The organism is Peribacillus butanolivorans (assembly GCF_001273755.1).
Lineage (GTDB): Bacteria > Bacillota > Bacilli > Bacillales > DSM-1321 > Peribacillus > Peribacillus butanolivorans.
Genome location: NZ_LGYA01000005.1, coordinates 1 through 17,533 on the forward strand (window position 1 = coordinate 1; position 17,533 = coordinate 17,533).

Below are 17,533 nucleotides of genomic sequence, written 5' to 3' on the forward strand. Positions count from 1 at the left end.
TTTCAAAGAGCAATTTCAGTGTCGTTTATCTCGTAAGCGACTTTAATAATATATCAATAATATTATTTTTTGTCAACAACTTTTTTTCTCTCGCTGTCGACTTAGTTATTATATCTAGTATCACAAGTAATTGCAAGAGCTATTTTAAAATAAATAAAATACTTCGCCCAATTCTTTGGTTGTCTACTTAAAATAGAGCAAGCTTACCTGATTAAATTAGTAAGCTTTTTCTATCATTATAAGATTTCCTCTATATATAACTCCCGATTTATCCCTAAATTAATTATTTGTTCATTATCTACTACCTTAACTAGTGGCCTGGTTTGAGCACTTGGATCAATAAAAACAATTTCAGCAATAGATCCATTGTTCAACTTGACCTTACTTCCAATAGAAAAATTAGCTAATCCTGATAAGAGTGTCTTAACGACCGCTAAATCAAATTTACCAAAGTCATCATGTAAAATCATTTCCATTACTTTAAATGGTGACTGTTTTTTCCTATATAATCTTTCCGAAGTCATGGCATGGAAAACGTCTGCAACTGCAATGATTTTTGAAAATACGTGCATGGATTTAGTTTTTATTGTTTGGGGATAGCCAGTTCCATCTAACCTTCCATGATGCTCTAAAATAGCTAACTTCACACTATCCTTAATGATAGAACTATCTTTTATCATTTTATAGCTAAAAATGGGATGATTGTGGATTTCCTCATTTTCTTCGACAGTTAAACTCGTCGTTTTATTGAAAATCCTTGATGACAGCTTAGCCATACCACAGTCAGCCAAACAGCCTCCAATAGCTACTTGATAGACATCCGCTAAATCGCATTGAATTTTAAAGGCAATATATCCCCCTATTAATCCAGTTGAAATAGCATGATGATACATGTAATCTTCTTTATTGCAATAATGGTGTAGTATCAGAATGTTTCCTGGTTTCTCCAAGACTTTATCAACTAAAGGAATAAGAATTGAACGAATCATGGCTACCTCTACCTTGCTCCCAGCCTGCCAATTTTTAAATAAACTCTTATACGTTTGAACCGATTTCAGATATAAATTAATAAAATTTGAAAACTCTTCTATTTCAACCAGTTCATTATCTATAACTTCTTTCGGTAAAAAATTTTTTCCATCAATTAATGTTTTTTCAACGCTAACCTCTGTTATTAAAAAGGCTTGCAAAGTCTTTATTAATTCCTTAGTCAATATTGTTTTTTCATACATGATAGGGCGGTCCGTAAGACCTTTAATATCTTTTGAAAGAATACATCCTTCAGCTAAATAGTGAGTTTTTACTAGCAAAACTGTTCACCTCTGTAACAGTTATTTAATGAATATCATTTTACTAGAAAAACATGGAACAAACTATATTTTTCATGATTAAATACCTAAAAAAAAGCTTTTTATTAGTATAAAACCTTTATTTTCCCTCAAAAAACATGACTATATACCCATCATTTACTTTATCTTTTAGAGAGAATTCGCCTGAAAGCCCTCAATTACTTCATAAAAAAGACCCAGCATAATGGCTGGGTCTCTATTATTAAACGATTATTCTTCCGTATCTTTTTCAGGTTCTTCGTTTTCGACTACTTCGTTAGAATCAGAATCTAAATCAATACTCGTTGAATTCTGCTCTATTCCTTCTTCTTGTTCAACGAATTCTTCTTTTTCTTCTTCTTCTCTTCCAACGATGGCCACCGTTGAAACATATTCATTGTCTGCAGATTCGAGACGAATGAGCTTAACACCCTGTGTATTACGACCCGTTTTAGAAATACCTTCGACTTCCATTCGGATTAACACACCAGCTGCTGTAATCAGCATCAAGTCCTCTTCTTCTCCTGTCACTGTTTTCACGGCAATAAGTTCACCATTTTTCTCTGTGACATTACATGTTTTTATCCCTTTACCACCACGGCTTTGAATACGGTATTCCTCAGCAGATGTCCGTTTTCCATAACCATTTTTCGTAACAATCAAGACTTCTTCATTTTCTTCAAGAATTTCCATGCCGACTACTTCGTCATCTGCCCTTAAGGAAATCCCTTTTACTCCAGCTGCAGTACGTCCCATTGTGCGTACATCCGTTTCAGGGAAACGAATCATCATTCCGTCTTTTGTTCCGATAATAATCTGTTTCTCTCCATTCGTAAGACGTACAGAGATCAATTCATCATCTTCTCGTAGCCCTAAAGCAATTAAACCGTTATTGCGGATATTTGCAAAGGATGACAGTGGTGTACGCTTTGATATACCGTGTCTGGTTGTGAAGAATAAATACCAATCATCGACAAATTCCTTCACCGGTATGATTGCATTGACCCACTCACCTTTATCAACTTCTAGCAAATTAATAAGTGGCAGTCCTTTTGCCGTCCGACCATATTCAGGAATTTCGTATCCTTTAGAACGATAAACTTTACCTTTATTAGTAAAGAATAATAGTGTGTCATGAGTCGAAGTTGTTAACAAGTGACCAACAAAGTCATCTGCATTCGTACCCATTCCCTGTATACCTCGCCCTCCGCGTTTTTGGCTGCGGTACGTGGTTGCAGGCAAACGTTTAATATAACCGTTATGAGTCAATGTCACGATTATATTTTCCTCTGGAATCAAATCTTCATCTTCTAAGCTCTCAAAACCGACTAATGTAATTTCAGTTCTTCTTTTATCATTAAAGCGTTCTTTAATTTCAAGAAGCTCTTCACGGATAATTTCAAGAACCTTTTCCTCATCAGCAAGGATAGCTTTATATTCTGCAATTAATGCCATTAACGCTTGATATTCATCTTCAATTTTTTCCCGTTCCAAACCGGTCAAGCGTTGTAAACGCATATCTAAAATGGCTTGCGCCTGTTTTTCAGAAAGTGAAAATTGTGTCATTAACCCTTCTCGGGCAATGTCTGTAGTTTGGGAACCACGGATTAATGTAATGACCGCATCCAAATTATCAAGGGCAATTCGCAAACCTTCTAAAATATGAGCACGCGCTTCCGCTTTACGTAGTTCAAATTCAGTTCTACGACGTATAACTACCTGTTGATGCTCTAAGTAATAGTGCAGACATTGCTTTAAGTTCAATACTTTAGGCTGTCCATCCACCAGTGCAAGCAAGTTGATTCCGAAGGTTGTTTGCATTGCAGTGTGCTTATACAAGTTGTTTAAAAGGACATTTGCATTTACGTCCTTTCGTAGTTCCATAACAATACGCATACCGTTACGATCTGATTCATCCCGTAAATCGGTAATACCTTCAATTTTCTTATCACGAGCAAGTTCTGCAATTTTTTCAATTAATCTTGCTTTGTTCACTTGATAAGGGATTTCTTTAACTAGAATAACCTGTTTTCCATTGGACTTCTCTTCAATTTCGACTCTCGCCCTCTGAATGATTGACCCTTTTCCAGTTTCATAGGCTTTTCTAATTCCACTGCGCCCTAAAATTAAACCCGCAGTTGGAAAATCTGGACCAGGGATAAATTCCATCAATTCTGGAATCGTTATATCAGGATTCTTACTTAAAGCCAATACACCGTCAATTACCTCACCTAATTGATGGGGCGGAATATTGGTAGCCATTCCGACTGCTATCCCTGACGAACCATTCACTAATAAGTTTGGGAAACGGGCTGGCATAACAGCTGGTTCTCGTTCTGAACCATCATAGTTATCCTGATAGTTAACCGTATCCTTATTCAAATCACGAAGCAATTCCATCGAAATCTTTGACATTCTCGCTTCTGTATACCTCATGGCGGCCGCTTGGTCACCATCGACCGAACCGAAATTCCCGTGTCCATCAACGAGCATATAACGATAGTTAAATGGCTGAGCCATCCTGACCATCGTTTCATAAACAGCAGAGTCACCATGCGGGTGATATTTACCGATTACTTCTCCGACAATACGGGCTGATTTTTTAAATGGTTTATCCGACGTCATACCAAGATCATTCATCGCATAAAGAATTCTTCTGTGTACCGGTTTCAAGCCGTCCCTTACATCAGGCAACGCCCGGGATACGATAACGCTCATAGCGTAATCCAAAAAAGATGTACGCATCTCGGTACTTATATTTATTTCTTTTACACCTGATCTTTCATTTTCTGACATGGAGCCAACCTCCTTTATAAAGCTTTTACTCTCATTTTTTTAACTGATCTTTCATTATGTAAAGAACAGGATGTAAATTCATCCTGTCAAAAAAATCAGATATCGAGGTTTTTCACATAAATCGCATTTTCCTCAATAAAGTTACGACGCGGCTCTACTTTATCTCCCATCAACATTTCGAAAGTTTCATCTGCCTCAATGGCATCTTTCAAACTAACTTGAAGTAGCGTTCTCGTATCAGGGTTCATTGTTGTTTCCCATAGTTGCTCTGGGTTCATTTCACCCAACCCTTTATAGCGCTGTAAGTTAGGCTTAGGAGTGCTTGGTAGACTTGTCATGATTTGTTCTAGCTGGCGGTCATTATAGGCATATTCCACTCGTTTACCCTGCTGAATTTTGAAAAGAGGTGGTTGGGCAATATAAATATAACCATACTCTATAATTTTCCGCATATAGCGATAGAAGAATGTCAACATTAAAGTTCTAATGTGGGCACCGTCTACATCCGCATCGGTCATGATAACAATTTTATGGTATCTAGCTTTTTCAATATTGAATTCATCGCCAATACCTGTTCCGAGTGCAGTAATAATTGTACCAATTTCTATATTATGAAGGATTCTATCCAATCGCGCCTTTTCCACATTTAGGATTTTACCCCTTAGCGGCAGAATAGCTTGGAAATGGCGGTCACGTCCCTGTTTAGCTGAGCCACCAGCCGAGTTTCCTTCTACAATGTACAATTCGCTGATAGACGGATCCTTCGACGAACAATCTGCCAGTTTACCAGGTAGACTGGAGACTTCCAAGGCACTTTTTCTTCGAGTTAACTCACGTGCTTTCTTGGCTGCCAAACGAGCTCTTGCCGCCATTTGCCCTTTATCAACAATTTTTCTAGCAACTGAAGGATTTTCGTATAAGAAGGAATCCAACCTTTCCGAAAGAATGGAATCAGTAACCGTTCTTACTTCTGAGTTTCCAAGTTTGGTTTTGGTTTGCCCCTCAAATTGAGGTTCAGGATGCTTAATAGAAATAATTGCCGTTAACCCTTCACGAACATCTTCACCAGAGAAATTGGTGTCGGCCTCTTTTAAGAGCCCGTTTTTCCGTGCATAATCATTGATAACCCGTGTCAATGCAGTCTTGAATCCTGATTCATGTGTACCGCCTTCATACGTATGAATATTATTGGCAAAGGAAAAAACGTTACTGATATAGCTGTCATTATATTGCAAAGCTAATTCGACAGATATACCTTCTTTCTCGCCTTCCATGAAAATCGGTTCCTCATGAAGGACTTCTTTTGAACGATTCAAATGCTCAACATAAGATTTGATACCGCCCTCGTAGTGGTATTCCTTGATTTTATCTTCTTCTTCACGTTTATCTTCAATGATGAGCTTCAAGCCTTTATTCAAGAATGCAAGCTCACGGATACGTGTGGCTAATGTATCGAAATCATATTCCACGGATTCCTTGAAAATTTCAGGATCCGGAATAAAGTGTACTGTTGTCCCTGTATGATCGGTTTCCCCGATAATTTTCAAATCTTCTCTAGGGACCCCTCGGTTAAACTGCTGATAATGAATTTTGCCTTCACGATGAACATACACTTCCAATACCGTGGATAGGGCATTAACTACTGAAGCTCCTACACCATGCAGACCACCGGAGACCTTATAACCCCCGCCTCCAAATTTACCGCCAGCATGAAGGACCGTCATGATTACTTCTACTGCTGGCCGTCCCATTTTTTCATGGATACCTACTGGAATTCCCCGACCATTATCGACTACTGTTATGCTATTGTCTTCTTCGATTGTCACTTTGATTTCAGTACAGAAACCTGCTAGTGCCTCATCAATACTATTATCGACAATTTCCCAAACAAGATGGTGAAGTCCTTTTGCAGAGGTAGTACCGATATACATCCCCGGACGTTTACGAACTGCTTCTAAGCCTTCTAAAACCTGTATCTGATTCTCATCGTATGCCTGAGCTTGTACTTCTTTTTGTTCCATTGTCATACGTATCACCTACACTTTTCTTTTGGCATTTATCAATTTTTCAGGAGTAATTATTACGTTATCGCTTAAATTTAAAGAGAATCTATATCATCGATTAATAACGATGGCTGCAGTGAACGCTTTTTCAAAGTGGACGACGCAAGCGGTGAATAATAGACCTGTTTATCCGTCACTACAATCGATTTAACCGAGTTTTTTGCTAAATGGTAAGTTACATCAGACTTTTTCTCCAAAAACTCACTCATGATTGGTGAGGCCTGGAGCAGCTTCTTATCTAAAATGGCTATGACATCGTCCGTTTTCACAAGAATGTCTTCACCAATATGGAGATACATACATTCACCTCATCATTTAACCTTTTTTATACTTCCTTGACTAACATAAAAGGTGGACGCTTCTCTTAGGGTTTGATGATCGATTCCATCAACAGAGGGTGTCGTCACGAATGTTTGCACTTTCCCTTGTATCGTATTCAGTAAATGAGATTGACGGAAATCGTCAAGTTCCGATAACACATCATCCAATAATAAAATGGGATACTCGCCGATTTCTTCATGAATCAGCTCAATTTCGGCAAGTTTCAATGACAGGGCAGTTGTGCGTTGTTGTCCTTGTGAACCATATGTCTGGACATCACGGTCATTCACAAAAAAAACCAGGTCGTCACGATGAGGACCTACCAGTGTTACACCCCGTTCAATTTCCCTTGTTTTTATTTTATCAAATTTTTCTGTGTATACTTCTATCATTTTCGTCAAATCCATAGATTCTGATACATCAAGCGACGGTTTATATTGGATTTTCAATACTTCTAGATTTCTGGAGATCCCCGAGTGAATTGGCTCTGCCCACTGCTGGAGCTTTAAAAGAAACTCGTATCTTCTTTCGACAATTTTCGCTGCATACTGAATAAATTGATCAGTTAGCACGTCAAGCATCGTCGTATCCGTTTGTTTCCGGGTCTGCAGAAGCTTTAAGTAATGATTTCTTTGTTGAAGTATTTTATGATATTGGCTCATATCATGAAGGTATACGGGAGAAACCTGGCCAATTTCCATATCTATAAAACGGCGTCTGACTAGAGGACTTCCCTTTACAAGGTTAAGATCCTCAGGCGCAAACATGACCACATTCATATTTCCAACATATTGACTTAATTTTCTTTGTTCAATATGGTTGCACTTCGCCTTTTTCCCTTTTTTTGAAATGGTCAGCTCAAGTGGTATTGAGGTATTTCTCTTTCTAACTCTTCCTTCTATTTTAGCATACTCTTCATCCCAGCGAATAAGTTCTTTATCATTTGAAGTCCGGTGAGATTTTGCCATTGCTAAAACAAAAATAGATTCCATGACATTTGTTTTTCCTTGAGCATTTTCGCCGAGGATTACATTGACCTTATTCTCAAAAGTCAGGTTCAATTCGGTATAGTTGCGGTAATTTCTCAAACTTATATTTTCAATATACATATTCCGCTCTTCCCTTATGTTTTAGCTTGTAATTGTGAAGACGCCAAATCCAGGAATCTCTATTTTATCACCTGATCTTAATTTTCTGCCTCTTCTCACGTCTAATTCGCCATTAATGAAAACCTCGTATTCACTTAAGAACCATTTCGACATTCCGCCGCTTTGAATCAAATCGGCTAATTTTAAGAATTGTCCAAGCGTAATATATTCTGTGCTGATTTTTATGGAGTCCATTTCATGCCTCACTCATTTCTAAGTAGTCTTTAATACTTCATTTTACTAAATAAATCCCATTAAGACAAAGTATAGCTTTTTTCGCTCTTATTTTTTATAGTTCTAGGTTTTATTCAGAATTAAAAACGCTGTAAAAAACCTTATGGGGCCTATATTTAAGTATAAAAAAATTAAAGGCTTGTTTAGCAAGCCTTTAATTTTTTTGAAATATTATTTTAGCTTAATAAGTTCTTACAGGCAGAATTAATTGAAGCATAGAATCATCATGAAGCGGACGAATTACAAATGGACGCATCGCACCTGTAAAGTTGATTTTAATATCCGATCCTTCTAAAACTTTTAAGGCATCCATAACAAATTTAGCACTGAAGGAGATTTTCAAATCCTCACCTTCAATGGCTTCTGCTTGAACTTCCTCAATTACTTTACCAATTTCAGGTGTATTAGAAGAGACTTCGATAATGCGGCCTTCTAAAGTTGTCAGTTTGACCACATTATTTCTGCCTTCTCTGGCCAATAAAGATGCTCGGTCGATTGCTTGCAGAAAATCTTTTGTGTGAACAGTTACATCCGTTTTGCTATCCGAAGGAATCAAGCGGGACGTATCTGGATAATTCCCCTCAAGTAGGCGGGAGAAGAATAATAAATTTTCTGCTTTGAATAAGACTTGATTTTCGGTAATGACGATTTCTATGAGTTCGTTTGTATCATCAAGGATTTTACTTAATTCATTTAGACTTTTGCCTGGAATCACAACGCTATAGGTCCCAGTAATTTTATTTTCAATTTTTGCTGTGCGCATTGCCAGCCTGTGACTATCTGTTGCAATACAGGTCAATTCGTCATCTTGAACCTTTAAGTTTACACCTGTTAAGATAGGGCGTGTTTCTGAGGTGGACACTGCAAAGCCAGTTTGACGAATAAGAGTTTTTAATAGGTCTGTTGGAAGCTTGAAAATATTTTCTTCCTCAATGATTGGAAGATGAGGGTATTCTTCAGGATCCAGTCCATTTAAGTTAAATTCAGCTTTACCTGAGCGAATAATTGTTTGAAAGTTGTTTTCGACTTCAATTTCTACAGTATCCATCGGTAATTTTTTGACAATTTCACTGAAAAAACGAGCATTTAGGACAATTCCGCCGCTATTTTTCACTTCAACAATTTCATCACCGTCTACTTCAGCTGGAATAAATGATTGAATGGAAATATCGGAATCACTTCCTGTCAAAGTAACACCTTCAGTTGTAACACTTATTTTTATCCCCGTTAAAATAGGAATCGTTGTCCTTGATGTGACTGCTTTCATTACTTCTTGGACACTATGAACTAATCGATCTCTTTGAATTATAAATCTCATGTTTCATCCTCCAAATTTTTAATTGCCGAATAGGCATATTTATTAATAATTTTTATTAAAAAAGATAGTAGTAATAGTAGTAGGGCCTGTTGATATGTGGATAAGTCGACTCAACCTAAGGAAAAACAGTCTATCCACATGTGGATAGACTGTGTGTAAGTAGTCATCAGTTATACACATTATCCAGAATCATCTATACCTTCAACTGATCCTGTATTTCTTTGACCTGACGTTGAAGCTGGGTATCTGTTTGCATGAGTTTAGAAATTTTTTCATGCGCATGAATAACGGTCGTATGATCGCGACCACCAAATTCATCCCCTATCTTTGGCAGAGATGAATCCGTTAACTCCCTGGAAAGATACATGGCGATCTGCCTTGGAAAGGCTACAGATTTAGTCCGTTTTTTCGCTTTGAAATCCTCCAATTTCACACTATAATGCTCACCAACTGTTTTTTGGATTTCTAAGATGGTGATTATTTTAGGTTTCGAGCTTGGAATAATGTCTTTTAATGCTTCGGCTGCTAAATCAGCATTAATATCCTTATTAATTAACGAAGAATAAGCAACAACACGTATAAGTGCCCCTTCAAGTTCACGAATATTCGAGTCAATTTGATTGGCAATATAAAGCATAACTTCATTTGGGATATCAAGACCTTCTGCTTTTGCCTTCTTACGTAAAATAGCAATTCGCGTTTCTAAATCAGGCGGTGTGATATCCGTAATTAAACCCCATTCAAAGCGGGAACGGAGGCGATCTTCGAGTGTTGGGATCTCTTTTGGAGGACGGTCACTCGAGATGACAATCTGTTTGCTTTCTTCATGTAGTGCATTAAATGTATGGAAAAACTCTTCTTGAGTTTGTTCTTTTCCTGCTAGAAATTGAATATCATCAATTAGTAAAACATCTACACTTCGGTATCTATCACGGAATTCGCCTGCTTTATTATCTCGGATTGAATTGATAAATTCGTTCGTGAATTTTTCAGAAGATAAATAAACGACCTTTGCCTTCGGATTATGCTCAAGTACATAATGCCCAATTGCATGCATTAAATGGGTTTTACCTAGTCCTACGCCTCCATAAATAAATAATGGGTTATAGGCCTTAGCAGGAGCTTCTGCGACAGCGAGAGACGCGGCATGGGCAAAACGATTGCCGGAGCCGATGACAAACGTATCAAAGGTATTTTTCGCGTTTAACATATGCTGAGGAAATGCATTATGTTCTTTATCCTGTTTTTTAATCTTTTTAGGCTGAACAGGAACAGTAAAATCACCATCTTCTTGATTGGGAGGAATGATGAATTTTGCTTCCAATTCCTCACCGGTAAGTTCAAACAATACATCAGAAATAAGATGTGAATAGCGTTCTTCAAGCCAGTCCCTGGCAAATTCATTGGGAGCGGTGACTGTTAATGTATCACCTTGTAGTAAATAAGCCTTGGTTGATTTAAGCCAAGTTTCAAAGCTTGGTTTACTGATCTTTTTTTCAATTTTTCCGAGCGCCTGGTTCCAGAGGCTATCGATGTTATCCAAACTTATCCCTCCTTTGCAAAATATTTTTAATAATATCTAAAATGTATAGGCACAAATAAACTCATCGATTGCCGTCTTAATATAAATTTTGACAGCAAAGGTTCGGTGAGCTGTATAAGGGAGTGTTCTATAATGTGATGTCCCTATTACTATATCTTGCGCTGTACAACCTTTGTACAGACTACATCTTGTAAGGTGATGTAGGTTTGGATGATTATTCATCAACAGGTATTTGGAGAAATATATAATAAAGAAGAAAAAAGGGTTTTCGACAATATCCACCGTTTGTGGACAGATTAATATACACAGGTCGAATAAGCTATCCACATGTTATGCACAGTCTGTGGATAAACCTTACCTGTTGATAAAGTTATTCAGAGTGAAAACACAAATATAATATCAGAAATTCAGGCGTCTTGCAATGGGTTAGAAAACTTTATCCACAACTTACCGAGCCTGTGGGAAAAACTTTTCCACAGGCTATTGTTATGTGCAAAAGTCTATAAAACAGGTTGTGGATAGGAAAAATCATGTCGAATTTTATCCACAGACTGAAGTTTTGGCACGAATTATATAAATTTATTTCTCTGCTTCTTTAAAACGAATAGGACAGAAAAACATGTTGTTATAGCTATCAAAAACGTAAATATTAAAACCTATCCTGACAAACCCAATGGTTCATTTAAAAACAACCAGGCCTTCCCTATATTTTTGCTGATTCCTTTTCAGAGTGGAGCGTGTAAACTAAGAGATCTGCTTAAATGTGTTTAAGGGAAAAATTCATGGAAATTTCCCTCTCACCAAAAATTTCTATATCAGTTCGAGGCAAAATCATTTACAATAGGCTAGGTAGTAAAAAAAGACCTACTGGACATTGAGCATAAAAAGAAATATTTTTTTGGATGAGGTTGACAAGTAGAAACCATCATCTATATAATTGTAAAGACTGTCTTTAACTGTTATTCCTCAGGGAGGTGTCATATAATGAAAAGAACTTATCAACCGAATAATCGTAAGCATAGTAAAGTTCACGGTTTCCGTGCACGTATGAGCACGAAAAACGGACGTAGAGTAATTGCTGCACGTCGCCGTAAGGGCAGAAAAGTATTATCTGCATAGACCACTGAAAAGTCTCAGTGGTCTTTTTTCGCAAAATAAGGGATTTACTGAGACTCAATTCATTTAATGAAGGTGTAAAGATGAAAAAAAAGTTAAGGATTAAGAAAGAGGACGAGTTTCAGCTTGTGTTTAAAAAGGGCGAATCCTCTGCTAATCGGCAATTCGTTGTCTATGTCCTTGAAAAGCCCGAACAGGATTATTTCCGGATAGGCCTTTCTGTCAGTAAAAAAATCGGGAATGCCGTTGTTCGGAATCAGATTAAAAGATACATACGGCAAGCGTTTTTGGAATTGAAAGATGATATAGAAGATGGTAAGGATTATATTGTGATTGCTCGAAAGCCAGCGGCGGAAATGGACTTTTCCCAAGTGAAAAGCAGCTTGATCCATGTCCTAAAACGTTCTAAATCACTAAACTTTATAATGAAAAAACAATAAAGTTCTCCTTTATATCGAAAACTAAGTACTCCTCAGATAATGTCGTAAACATTGAGAAAAATATCATAGAAAATTCCTTATTGGACTGTACAAAAAGTGGATGACTTTTCCTTGAAGTCTGCTTGTAAATAGTTCAAAATTGTTTCAAAAAAGATTGATTGCAGTTAGGAGGAAATTACGGTTGAAAAAACGAATATTACTCATTATTGGACTAGCTTCTATAATGATGTTGTTAGCAGGGTGTACGGAAATTAAAGAACCTATAACTGCAGAAAGTGAAGGGTTCTGGAATCAATACATTGTCTATCCATTATCAGCTCTGATTATTTGGCTCTCTGAAGCATTCGGGGAAAACTATGGTCTTGGGATTATCGGTGTTACCCTAATCATTCGCTTAGCATTACTTCCACTTATGATCAAACAGGTGAAAAGCTCGAAAGCAATGCAGGCCATTCAGCCTGAGATGAAAGAACTTCAAGCAAAATACAGCTCAAAAGATGCTGCCACACAACAAAAACTACAGCAAGAAACGATGGCTTTATTTTCAAAATATAATGTGAATCCATTGGCGGGATGTTTACCAATATTGGTGCAAATGCCGATTTTGATCGGTTTTTACCATGCTATCAGCCGTACGGAAGAAATTGCTCTTCATAGCTTTCTTTGGTTTGATTTAGGTTCCCCGGATCCATATTATATTTTACCGGTTGTTGCAGGTATTACGACTTTTATTCAGCAAAAATTATCCATGGTTGGAATGAACTCTAATCCACAAATGGCAGCACAAATGACAATGATGCTTTACATCATGCCAATTATGATTGTTGTTTTTGCAATTAAATTTCCCGCTGCTCTTTCACTTTACTGGGTAGTAGGTAACATTTTCGGTATCGTTCAAACGTATTTCATTAAAGGTCCAGATCTTAGAAAAGCAGCTGCGGAAAACGCGGGAGGAGCAAAGAAAAAGTGAAAAAAGTAACTGCTGCAGGACAATCTGTCGAAGAAGCAGTAAATTTAGCTTTAGCTCAACTGAACAGCACTAGGGATCGCGTGGAGATTGAAATTGAAGATGAAGGCAAAAAAGGTTTTTTTGGTTTATTTGGTGCAAGGAAGGCAATCGTCCATGTGACTTTGCCAGCCGATCCTATTGAAGAGTCACTGAAATTTTTGAAGAATGTCAGTGAAAACATGGGAGTTAATGCAGAAATTGATGTCCGTCGTCAAGGTAAGAATGTAACGTTTCATTTATCAGGTGAAAAGATTGCTTTATTAATTGGAAAACGGGGGCAAACATTAAATTCCCTTCAGTATTTAACGCAGCTGGTTGCAAATCGCTATTCGAAGCAGTTTTTGAATGTAACTGTAGATGCAGAAGATTATCGAAATCGCCGCAATGATACTTTAATCCAATTGGCTGAAAGAATGGCAAATAAAGCAATAAAAACTGGTAAATCTGTTTCACTGGAGCCGATGCCATCCTTTGAACGGAAGGTCATTCATAATGCTCTACTGCATTACCCAAAAATCAAAACAAATTCCAATGGTACAGAGCCATATCGCCATTTGGTCATTACTCCAATCAGATGAACCTTCTGCTATTAAGCGGAGGTTCTTTTTTTGGTTGTCTGTTGAATTCTTTAAAAATAAAAGAAAAATTCAACAATATTCGACATGTTTCTGTTTTGACCATTCGTAATTAGTAAGGATTTAAGAAAAGAGCAAGAGGGAAAGCGGGCTATATTTGTTATTCACATGTGGATAAGTTAAAATAAGTGATACAGAATATGGGTTTTAATGCATGTGGATAACTCTTGAAAGGAAGGAGTATCTACTTTTTTTCATGAATATACTGTGGTATTGTAGTTATTTAGGGAATTCGACGATTTTATTATGGGAAAAATATAGAAACATCAATATATAAGAGGTGAAAGCATGGAATTCGATACAATCACCGCTATCTCTACTCCCTTAGGGGAAGGGGCAATTGCCATCGTAAGAATCAGCGGTGATGAGGCCATAGAAATAGCCGATAGAATCTTTAAAGGACCAGGCGGGAAAAGTTTGCTCGAAGTGAAATCACATACGATTCATTACGGACACTTAACTCAACCGAAAACAGGTGAAATCATAGAAGAAGTTATGGTTTCTGTTATGAAAGGTCCAAAGACATTTACAAGAGAAGATGTAGTCGAAATAAATTGTCATGGCGGGATCGTTTCGGTCAATCGGGTATTACAGCTTATCCTCTCACAGGGAGCACGTTTAGCAGAACCTGGTGAATTTACGAAACGAGCTTTTTTGAATGGAAGGATTGATCTTTCCCAAGCAGAAGCTGTTATGGATTTAATTCGGGCAAAAACAGATAAAGCGATGAATGTAGCCTTAGGGCAAATGGAAGGGCGGCTTTCGAAATTAATTCAAAAGTTACGTCAGGAAATTTTACAGACCCTCGCACAAGTCGAGGTAAACATAGATTACCCGGAATATGATGATGTCGAAGAAATGACACATCGTTTATTTTTGGAAAAAGGCAGCTATGTGAAGACGGAGATAGAGAAACTCCTGCATACTGCACAGCAAGGGAAAATTCTGCGAGATGGGCTGGCGACGGTTATCATCGGACGCCCAAATGTCGGAAAATCTTCTTTGCTTAACAGCTTAGTTCATGAAAATAAGGCCATTGTTACTGATATTCCCGGCACAACACGTGATGTAATTGAGGAATATGTCAATGTTCGCGGAGTACCGCTTAAACTTGTCGATACAGCAGGGATTCGGGAAACAGAGGACATTGTTGAACGAATTGGTGTTGAACGCTCTCGTGCGGTATTAAAAGAGGCAGATTTAATATTACTTGTCTTAAACTATTCCGATGACTTTACACCTGAAGATGAAAAACTATTCCAAGCCGTTAAAGGAATGGATGTTATCGTTATTATCAATAAAACTGATCTTCCGCAAAAAATCAATTTGGATCAGGTTAAGGAAAAGGCAGCATCGCATAAAATTGTTTCTACGTCTTTACTTGAGGATCAAGGAGTCAATGAGTTGGAAGATGCGATTGCTTCTTTATTCTTTGAGGGTTCTTTAGAATCAGGAGACTTAACCTATGTTTCGAATGCTCGTCATATAGCCTTACTTGGTCAAGCATTACAGTCAATTGAGGATGCAATTGAAGCGATTGACATGGGGACGCCGATTGACTTAGTTCAAATTGATTTCACAAAGGCCTGGGAGCTTCTCGGCGAAATCATTGGTGAAAGTGTTCAGGATAATTTGATCAACCAATTGTTCTCGCAATTTTGTTTAGGAAAATAACAGTAAAAGGAGGAGAAAACATGCAATACGAAGCAGGAAGCTATGATGTTATTGTTATTGGAGCTGGACATGCTGGTAGTGAAGCAGGCCTTGCAGCTGCAAGAGTTGGAGCTAAAACTTTGATGGTTACCATTAATTTAGATATGGTCGCCTTTATGCCATGCAATCCGTCTATTGGCGGACCGGCAAAAGGGATAGTTGTCAGAGAAATTGACGCTTTAGGCGGTGAAATGGGAAAAAATATTGATAAAACCCATATTCAAATGAGGATGTTGAATACAGCTAAAGGTCCGGCAGTACGTGCGTTGAGGGCACAGGCTGATAAATATCTTTATCAGCAAGAAATGAAAAAGACGATAGAAGATCAAGAAAATTTGACATTAATTCAAGGAATGGTTGAGGAATTAATTGTTGAAAATGATGTTTGTACGGGTGTCATTACTAAAACAGGTGCAGTGTATCGTGCGAAAACTGTCGTAATCACGACAGGAACATATTTACGTGGAGAAATTATTTTAGGGGAACTAAAATATTCAAGCGGTCCTAACAATCAGCAGCCTTCCATCAGACTTTCTGAACATTTGGAGCAATTAGGATTTGATTTAGTTCGTTTTAAAACTGGAACGCCTCCTCGCGTCAATAGTTCATCCATTGATTACAGCAAAACAGAAATACAGCCTGGTGATGAAGTTCCACGTGCTTTTTCTTATGAAACAACGAAATTCATCACTGATCAATTGCCATGCTGGTTAACATACACGAATGAGGGAACACACCAGCTCATCGATGAGAATTTACACCGTTCACCGATGTATTCTGGGATGATTAAGGGAACTGGACCACGCTATTGCCCATCAATAGAAGATAAGGTTGTACGTTTTAATGATAAACCGCGCCATCAAATTTTCCTTGAACCTGAAGGGCGCAATACAAAGGAAGTTTATGTGCAAGGGCTGTCAACAAGTCTACCTGAAGATGTACAAGTGAAAATCCTTCAAACGGTTCCAGGGCTCGAGAAGGCGGAAATGATGCGTGCGGGATATGCAATTGAATATGATGCAATCGTTCCTACACAGCTTTGGCCTACACTAGAAACGAAAAAAGTTAAAAACTTGTATACAGCAGGCCAAATTAACGGAACGTCCGGCTACGAAGAAGCAGCGGGCCAGGGGTTGATGGCTGGTATTAATGCAGGATTGAATGCGATAGGTAAAGAAGAACTGATCTTAAGCCGTTCGGATGCCTATATTGGAGTTTTAATTGATGATCTTGTTACGAAAGGTACGAATGAACCATATCGCTTGCTGACTTCACGTGCAGAATATCGTTTATTGTTGCGTCATGACAATGCGGATTTACGTTTAACGGAAATTGGTTTCAATATTGGAATGATCAAAGAAGACCGCTACAAACGTTTTCTTTTGAAAAAGGAAGCAGTTGAAGTAGAAAAAGAACGACTGAAATCAACCTTCATTAAACCAACGCAAGAAGTGCAAGACGTTATTATCACAAGTGGTGGCAGTGAGTTGAAGGATGGAATTCGTGCGTCCGATTTATTGAAACGTCCTGAAATGGATTATTCTCATATTCAGAAGCTGGCTCCAAGTGATGTCGAACTAAGCGACGAAGTGACGGAACAAGTCGAAATCCAGATTAAATATGAGGGATATATTGAGAAATCTCTGCAACAGGTCGATCGTCTGAAAAAAATGGAGAATAAAAAAATTCCAGAGAACATCGACTATGATGCCATCTCCGGTCTTGCAACGGAAGCACGTCAAAAATTAAAACAGGTCCACCCGCTATCAGTAGCTCAGGCTTCACGAATTTCCGGTGTAAATCCTGCTGATGTCTCCATTTTGCTTGTTTATTTGGAACAAGGTAAGATTGCCAGAGTTTCTCAGTAAC

Annotated in this window: 14 protein-coding genes; 6 read left to right on the forward strand and 8 right to left on the reverse strand. The window is 37.9% G+C overall.

All coding sequences use genetic code 11. From position 1 onward, the window contains the following. Positions 1-236 precede the first annotated feature (236 nt). From AKG34_RS22060 to dnaA, 8 genes are all read right to left on the reverse strand, one after another. Positions 237-1,232 carry an HD-GYP domain-containing protein gene (locus AKG34_RS22060; RefSeq protein ID WP_152952394.1) on the reverse strand — a complete coding sequence of 332 codons (996 nt, stop codon included), beginning with the start codon at positions 1,230-1,232 and terminating at the stop codon, positions 237-239. 327 nt (positions 1,233-1,559) lie between these two features. Further along, positions 1,560-4,124, reverse strand: a complete 2,565-nt coding sequence (gyrA, locus tag AKG34_RS22065) for a DNA gyrase subunit A (RefSeq protein ID WP_053348302.1) — start codon at positions 4,122-4,124, stop codon at positions 1,560-1,562. A gap of 95 nt (positions 4,125-4,219) precedes the next feature. Continuing rightward, on the reverse strand, positions 4,220-6,145 hold the full coding sequence (gyrB, locus tag AKG34_RS22070; protein ID WP_053348843.1) for a DNA topoisomerase (ATP-hydrolyzing) subunit B: 1,926 nt from the start codon (positions 6,143-6,145) through the stop codon (positions 4,220-4,222). Between the two features lie 77 nt (positions 6,146-6,222). Beyond that, complete coding sequence (gene remB / locus AKG34_RS22075; protein WP_053348303.1) at positions 6,223-6,486, reverse strand: extracellular matrix regulator RemB; 264 nt, start codon at positions 6,484-6,486, stop codon at positions 6,223-6,225. A 12-nt stretch (positions 6,487-6,498) separates the two neighbouring features. Next, on the reverse strand, positions 6,499-7,617 hold the full coding sequence (gene recF, locus AKG34_RS22080) for a DNA replication/repair protein RecF (RefSeq protein ID WP_053348304.1): 1,119 nt from the start codon (positions 7,615-7,617) through the stop codon (positions 6,499-6,501). Between the two features lie 21 nt (positions 7,618-7,638). Further along, positions 7,639-7,851, reverse strand: coding sequence for a S4 domain-containing protein YaaA (gene yaaA / locus AKG34_RS22085; RefSeq protein WP_053348305.1), 213 nt, complete (start codon positions 7,849-7,851; stop codon positions 7,639-7,641). A gap of 220 nt (positions 7,852-8,071) precedes the next feature. Next, positions 8,072-9,208, reverse strand: coding sequence for a DNA polymerase III subunit beta (gene dnaN / locus AKG34_RS22090; protein WP_053348306.1), 1,137 nt, complete (start codon positions 9,206-9,208; stop codon positions 8,072-8,074). A 193-nt stretch (positions 9,209-9,401) separates the two neighbouring features. After that, positions 9,402-10,751 carry a chromosomal replication initiator protein DnaA gene (gene dnaA, locus AKG34_RS22095; protein ID WP_053348307.1) on the reverse strand — a complete coding sequence of 450 codons (1,350 nt, stop codon included), beginning with the start codon at positions 10,749-10,751 and terminating at the stop codon, positions 9,402-9,404. A 984-nt stretch (positions 10,752-11,735) separates the two neighbouring features. Between dnaA and rpmH the strand changes: the two genes are divergently transcribed. The 6 genes from rpmH to mnmG all read left to right on the forward strand — a co-directional run bounded on the left by rpmH (position 11,736) and on the right by mnmG (position 17,532). Continuing rightward, entirely contained in the window at positions 11,736-11,870 is a 135-nt protein-coding gene (rpmH, locus tag AKG34_RS22100) for a 50S ribosomal protein L34 (RefSeq protein WP_034316183.1), read from the forward strand. Between the two features lie 80 nt (positions 11,871-11,950). Then, positions 11,951-12,307: a ribonuclease P protein component gene (gene rnpA, locus AKG34_RS22105; protein ID WP_053348308.1), complete on the forward strand. Its 357-nt coding sequence runs from the start codon at positions 11,951-11,953 to the stop codon at positions 12,305-12,307. Positions 12,308-12,488: 181 nt separating this feature from the next. Further along, on the forward strand, positions 12,489-13,277 hold the full coding sequence (gene spoIIIJ, locus AKG34_RS22110; RefSeq protein ID WP_053348309.1) for a YidC family membrane integrase SpoIIIJ: 789 nt from the start codon (positions 12,489-12,491) through the stop codon (positions 13,275-13,277). Continuing rightward, positions 13,274-13,894 (forward strand): RNA-binding cell elongation regulator Jag/EloR, encoded by a 621-nt coding sequence (jag, locus tag AKG34_RS22115; RefSeq protein WP_053348310.1) that lies wholly within the window; start codon positions 13,274-13,276, stop codon positions 13,892-13,894. The genes spoIIIJ and jag overlap by 4 nt, the downstream gene beginning before the upstream one ends. A gap of 345 nt (positions 13,895-14,239) precedes the next feature. Then, positions 14,240-15,625: a tRNA uridine-5-carboxymethylaminomethyl(34) synthesis GTPase MnmE gene (mnmE, locus tag AKG34_RS22120; RefSeq protein WP_053348311.1), complete on the forward strand. Its 1,386-nt coding sequence runs from the start codon at positions 14,240-14,242 to the stop codon at positions 15,623-15,625. Between the two features lie 20 nt (positions 15,626-15,645). Then, complete coding sequence (gene mnmG / locus AKG34_RS22125; protein ID WP_053348312.1) at positions 15,646-17,532, forward strand: tRNA uridine-5-carboxymethylaminomethyl(34) synthesis enzyme MnmG; 1,887 nt, start codon at positions 15,646-15,648, stop codon at positions 17,530-17,532. The last annotated feature ends 1 nt before the right edge of the window (position 17,533 follow it).

Excerpts from the sequence above, each read along its gene's own strand:
- AKG34_RS22060 (WP_152952394.1), bottom strand. The coding sequence starts at position 1,232 with ATGTATGAAAAAACAATATTGACTAAGGAATTAATAAAGACTTTGCAA.
- gyrA (WP_053348302.1), bottom strand. The coding sequence starts at position 4,124 with ATGTCAGAAAATGAAAGATCAGGTGTAAAAGAAATAAATATAAGTACC.
- gyrB (WP_053348843.1), bottom strand. The coding sequence starts at position 6,145 with ATGGAACAAAAAGAAGTACAAGCTCAGGCATACGATGAGAATCAGATA.
- remB (WP_053348303.1), bottom strand. The coding sequence starts at position 6,486 with ATGTATCTCCATATTGGTGAAGACATTCTTGTGAAAACGGACGATGTC.
- recF (WP_053348304.1), bottom strand. The coding sequence starts at position 7,617 with ATGTATATTGAAAATATAAGTTTGAGAAATTACCGCAACTATACCGAA.
- yaaA (WP_053348305.1), bottom strand. The coding sequence starts at position 7,851 with ATGGACTCCATAAAAATCAGCACAGAATATATTACGCTTGGACAATTC.
- dnaN (WP_053348306.1), bottom strand. The coding sequence starts at position 9,208 with ATGAGATTTATAATTCAAAGAGATCGATTAGTTCATAGTGTCCAAGAA.
- rpmH (WP_034316183.1), top strand. The coding sequence starts at position 11,736 with ATGAAAAGAACTTATCAACCGAATAATCGTAAGCATAGTAAAGTTCAC.
- rnpA (WP_053348308.1), top strand. The coding sequence starts at position 11,951 with ATGAAAAAAAAGTTAAGGATTAAGAAAGAGGACGAGTTTCAGCTTGTG.
- mnmE (WP_053348311.1), top strand. The coding sequence starts at position 14,240 with ATGGAATTCGATACAATCACCGCTATCTCTACTCCCTTAGGGGAAGGG.
- mnmG (WP_053348312.1), top strand. The coding sequence starts at position 15,646 with ATGCAATACGAAGCAGGAAGCTATGATGTTATTGTTATTGGAGCTGGA.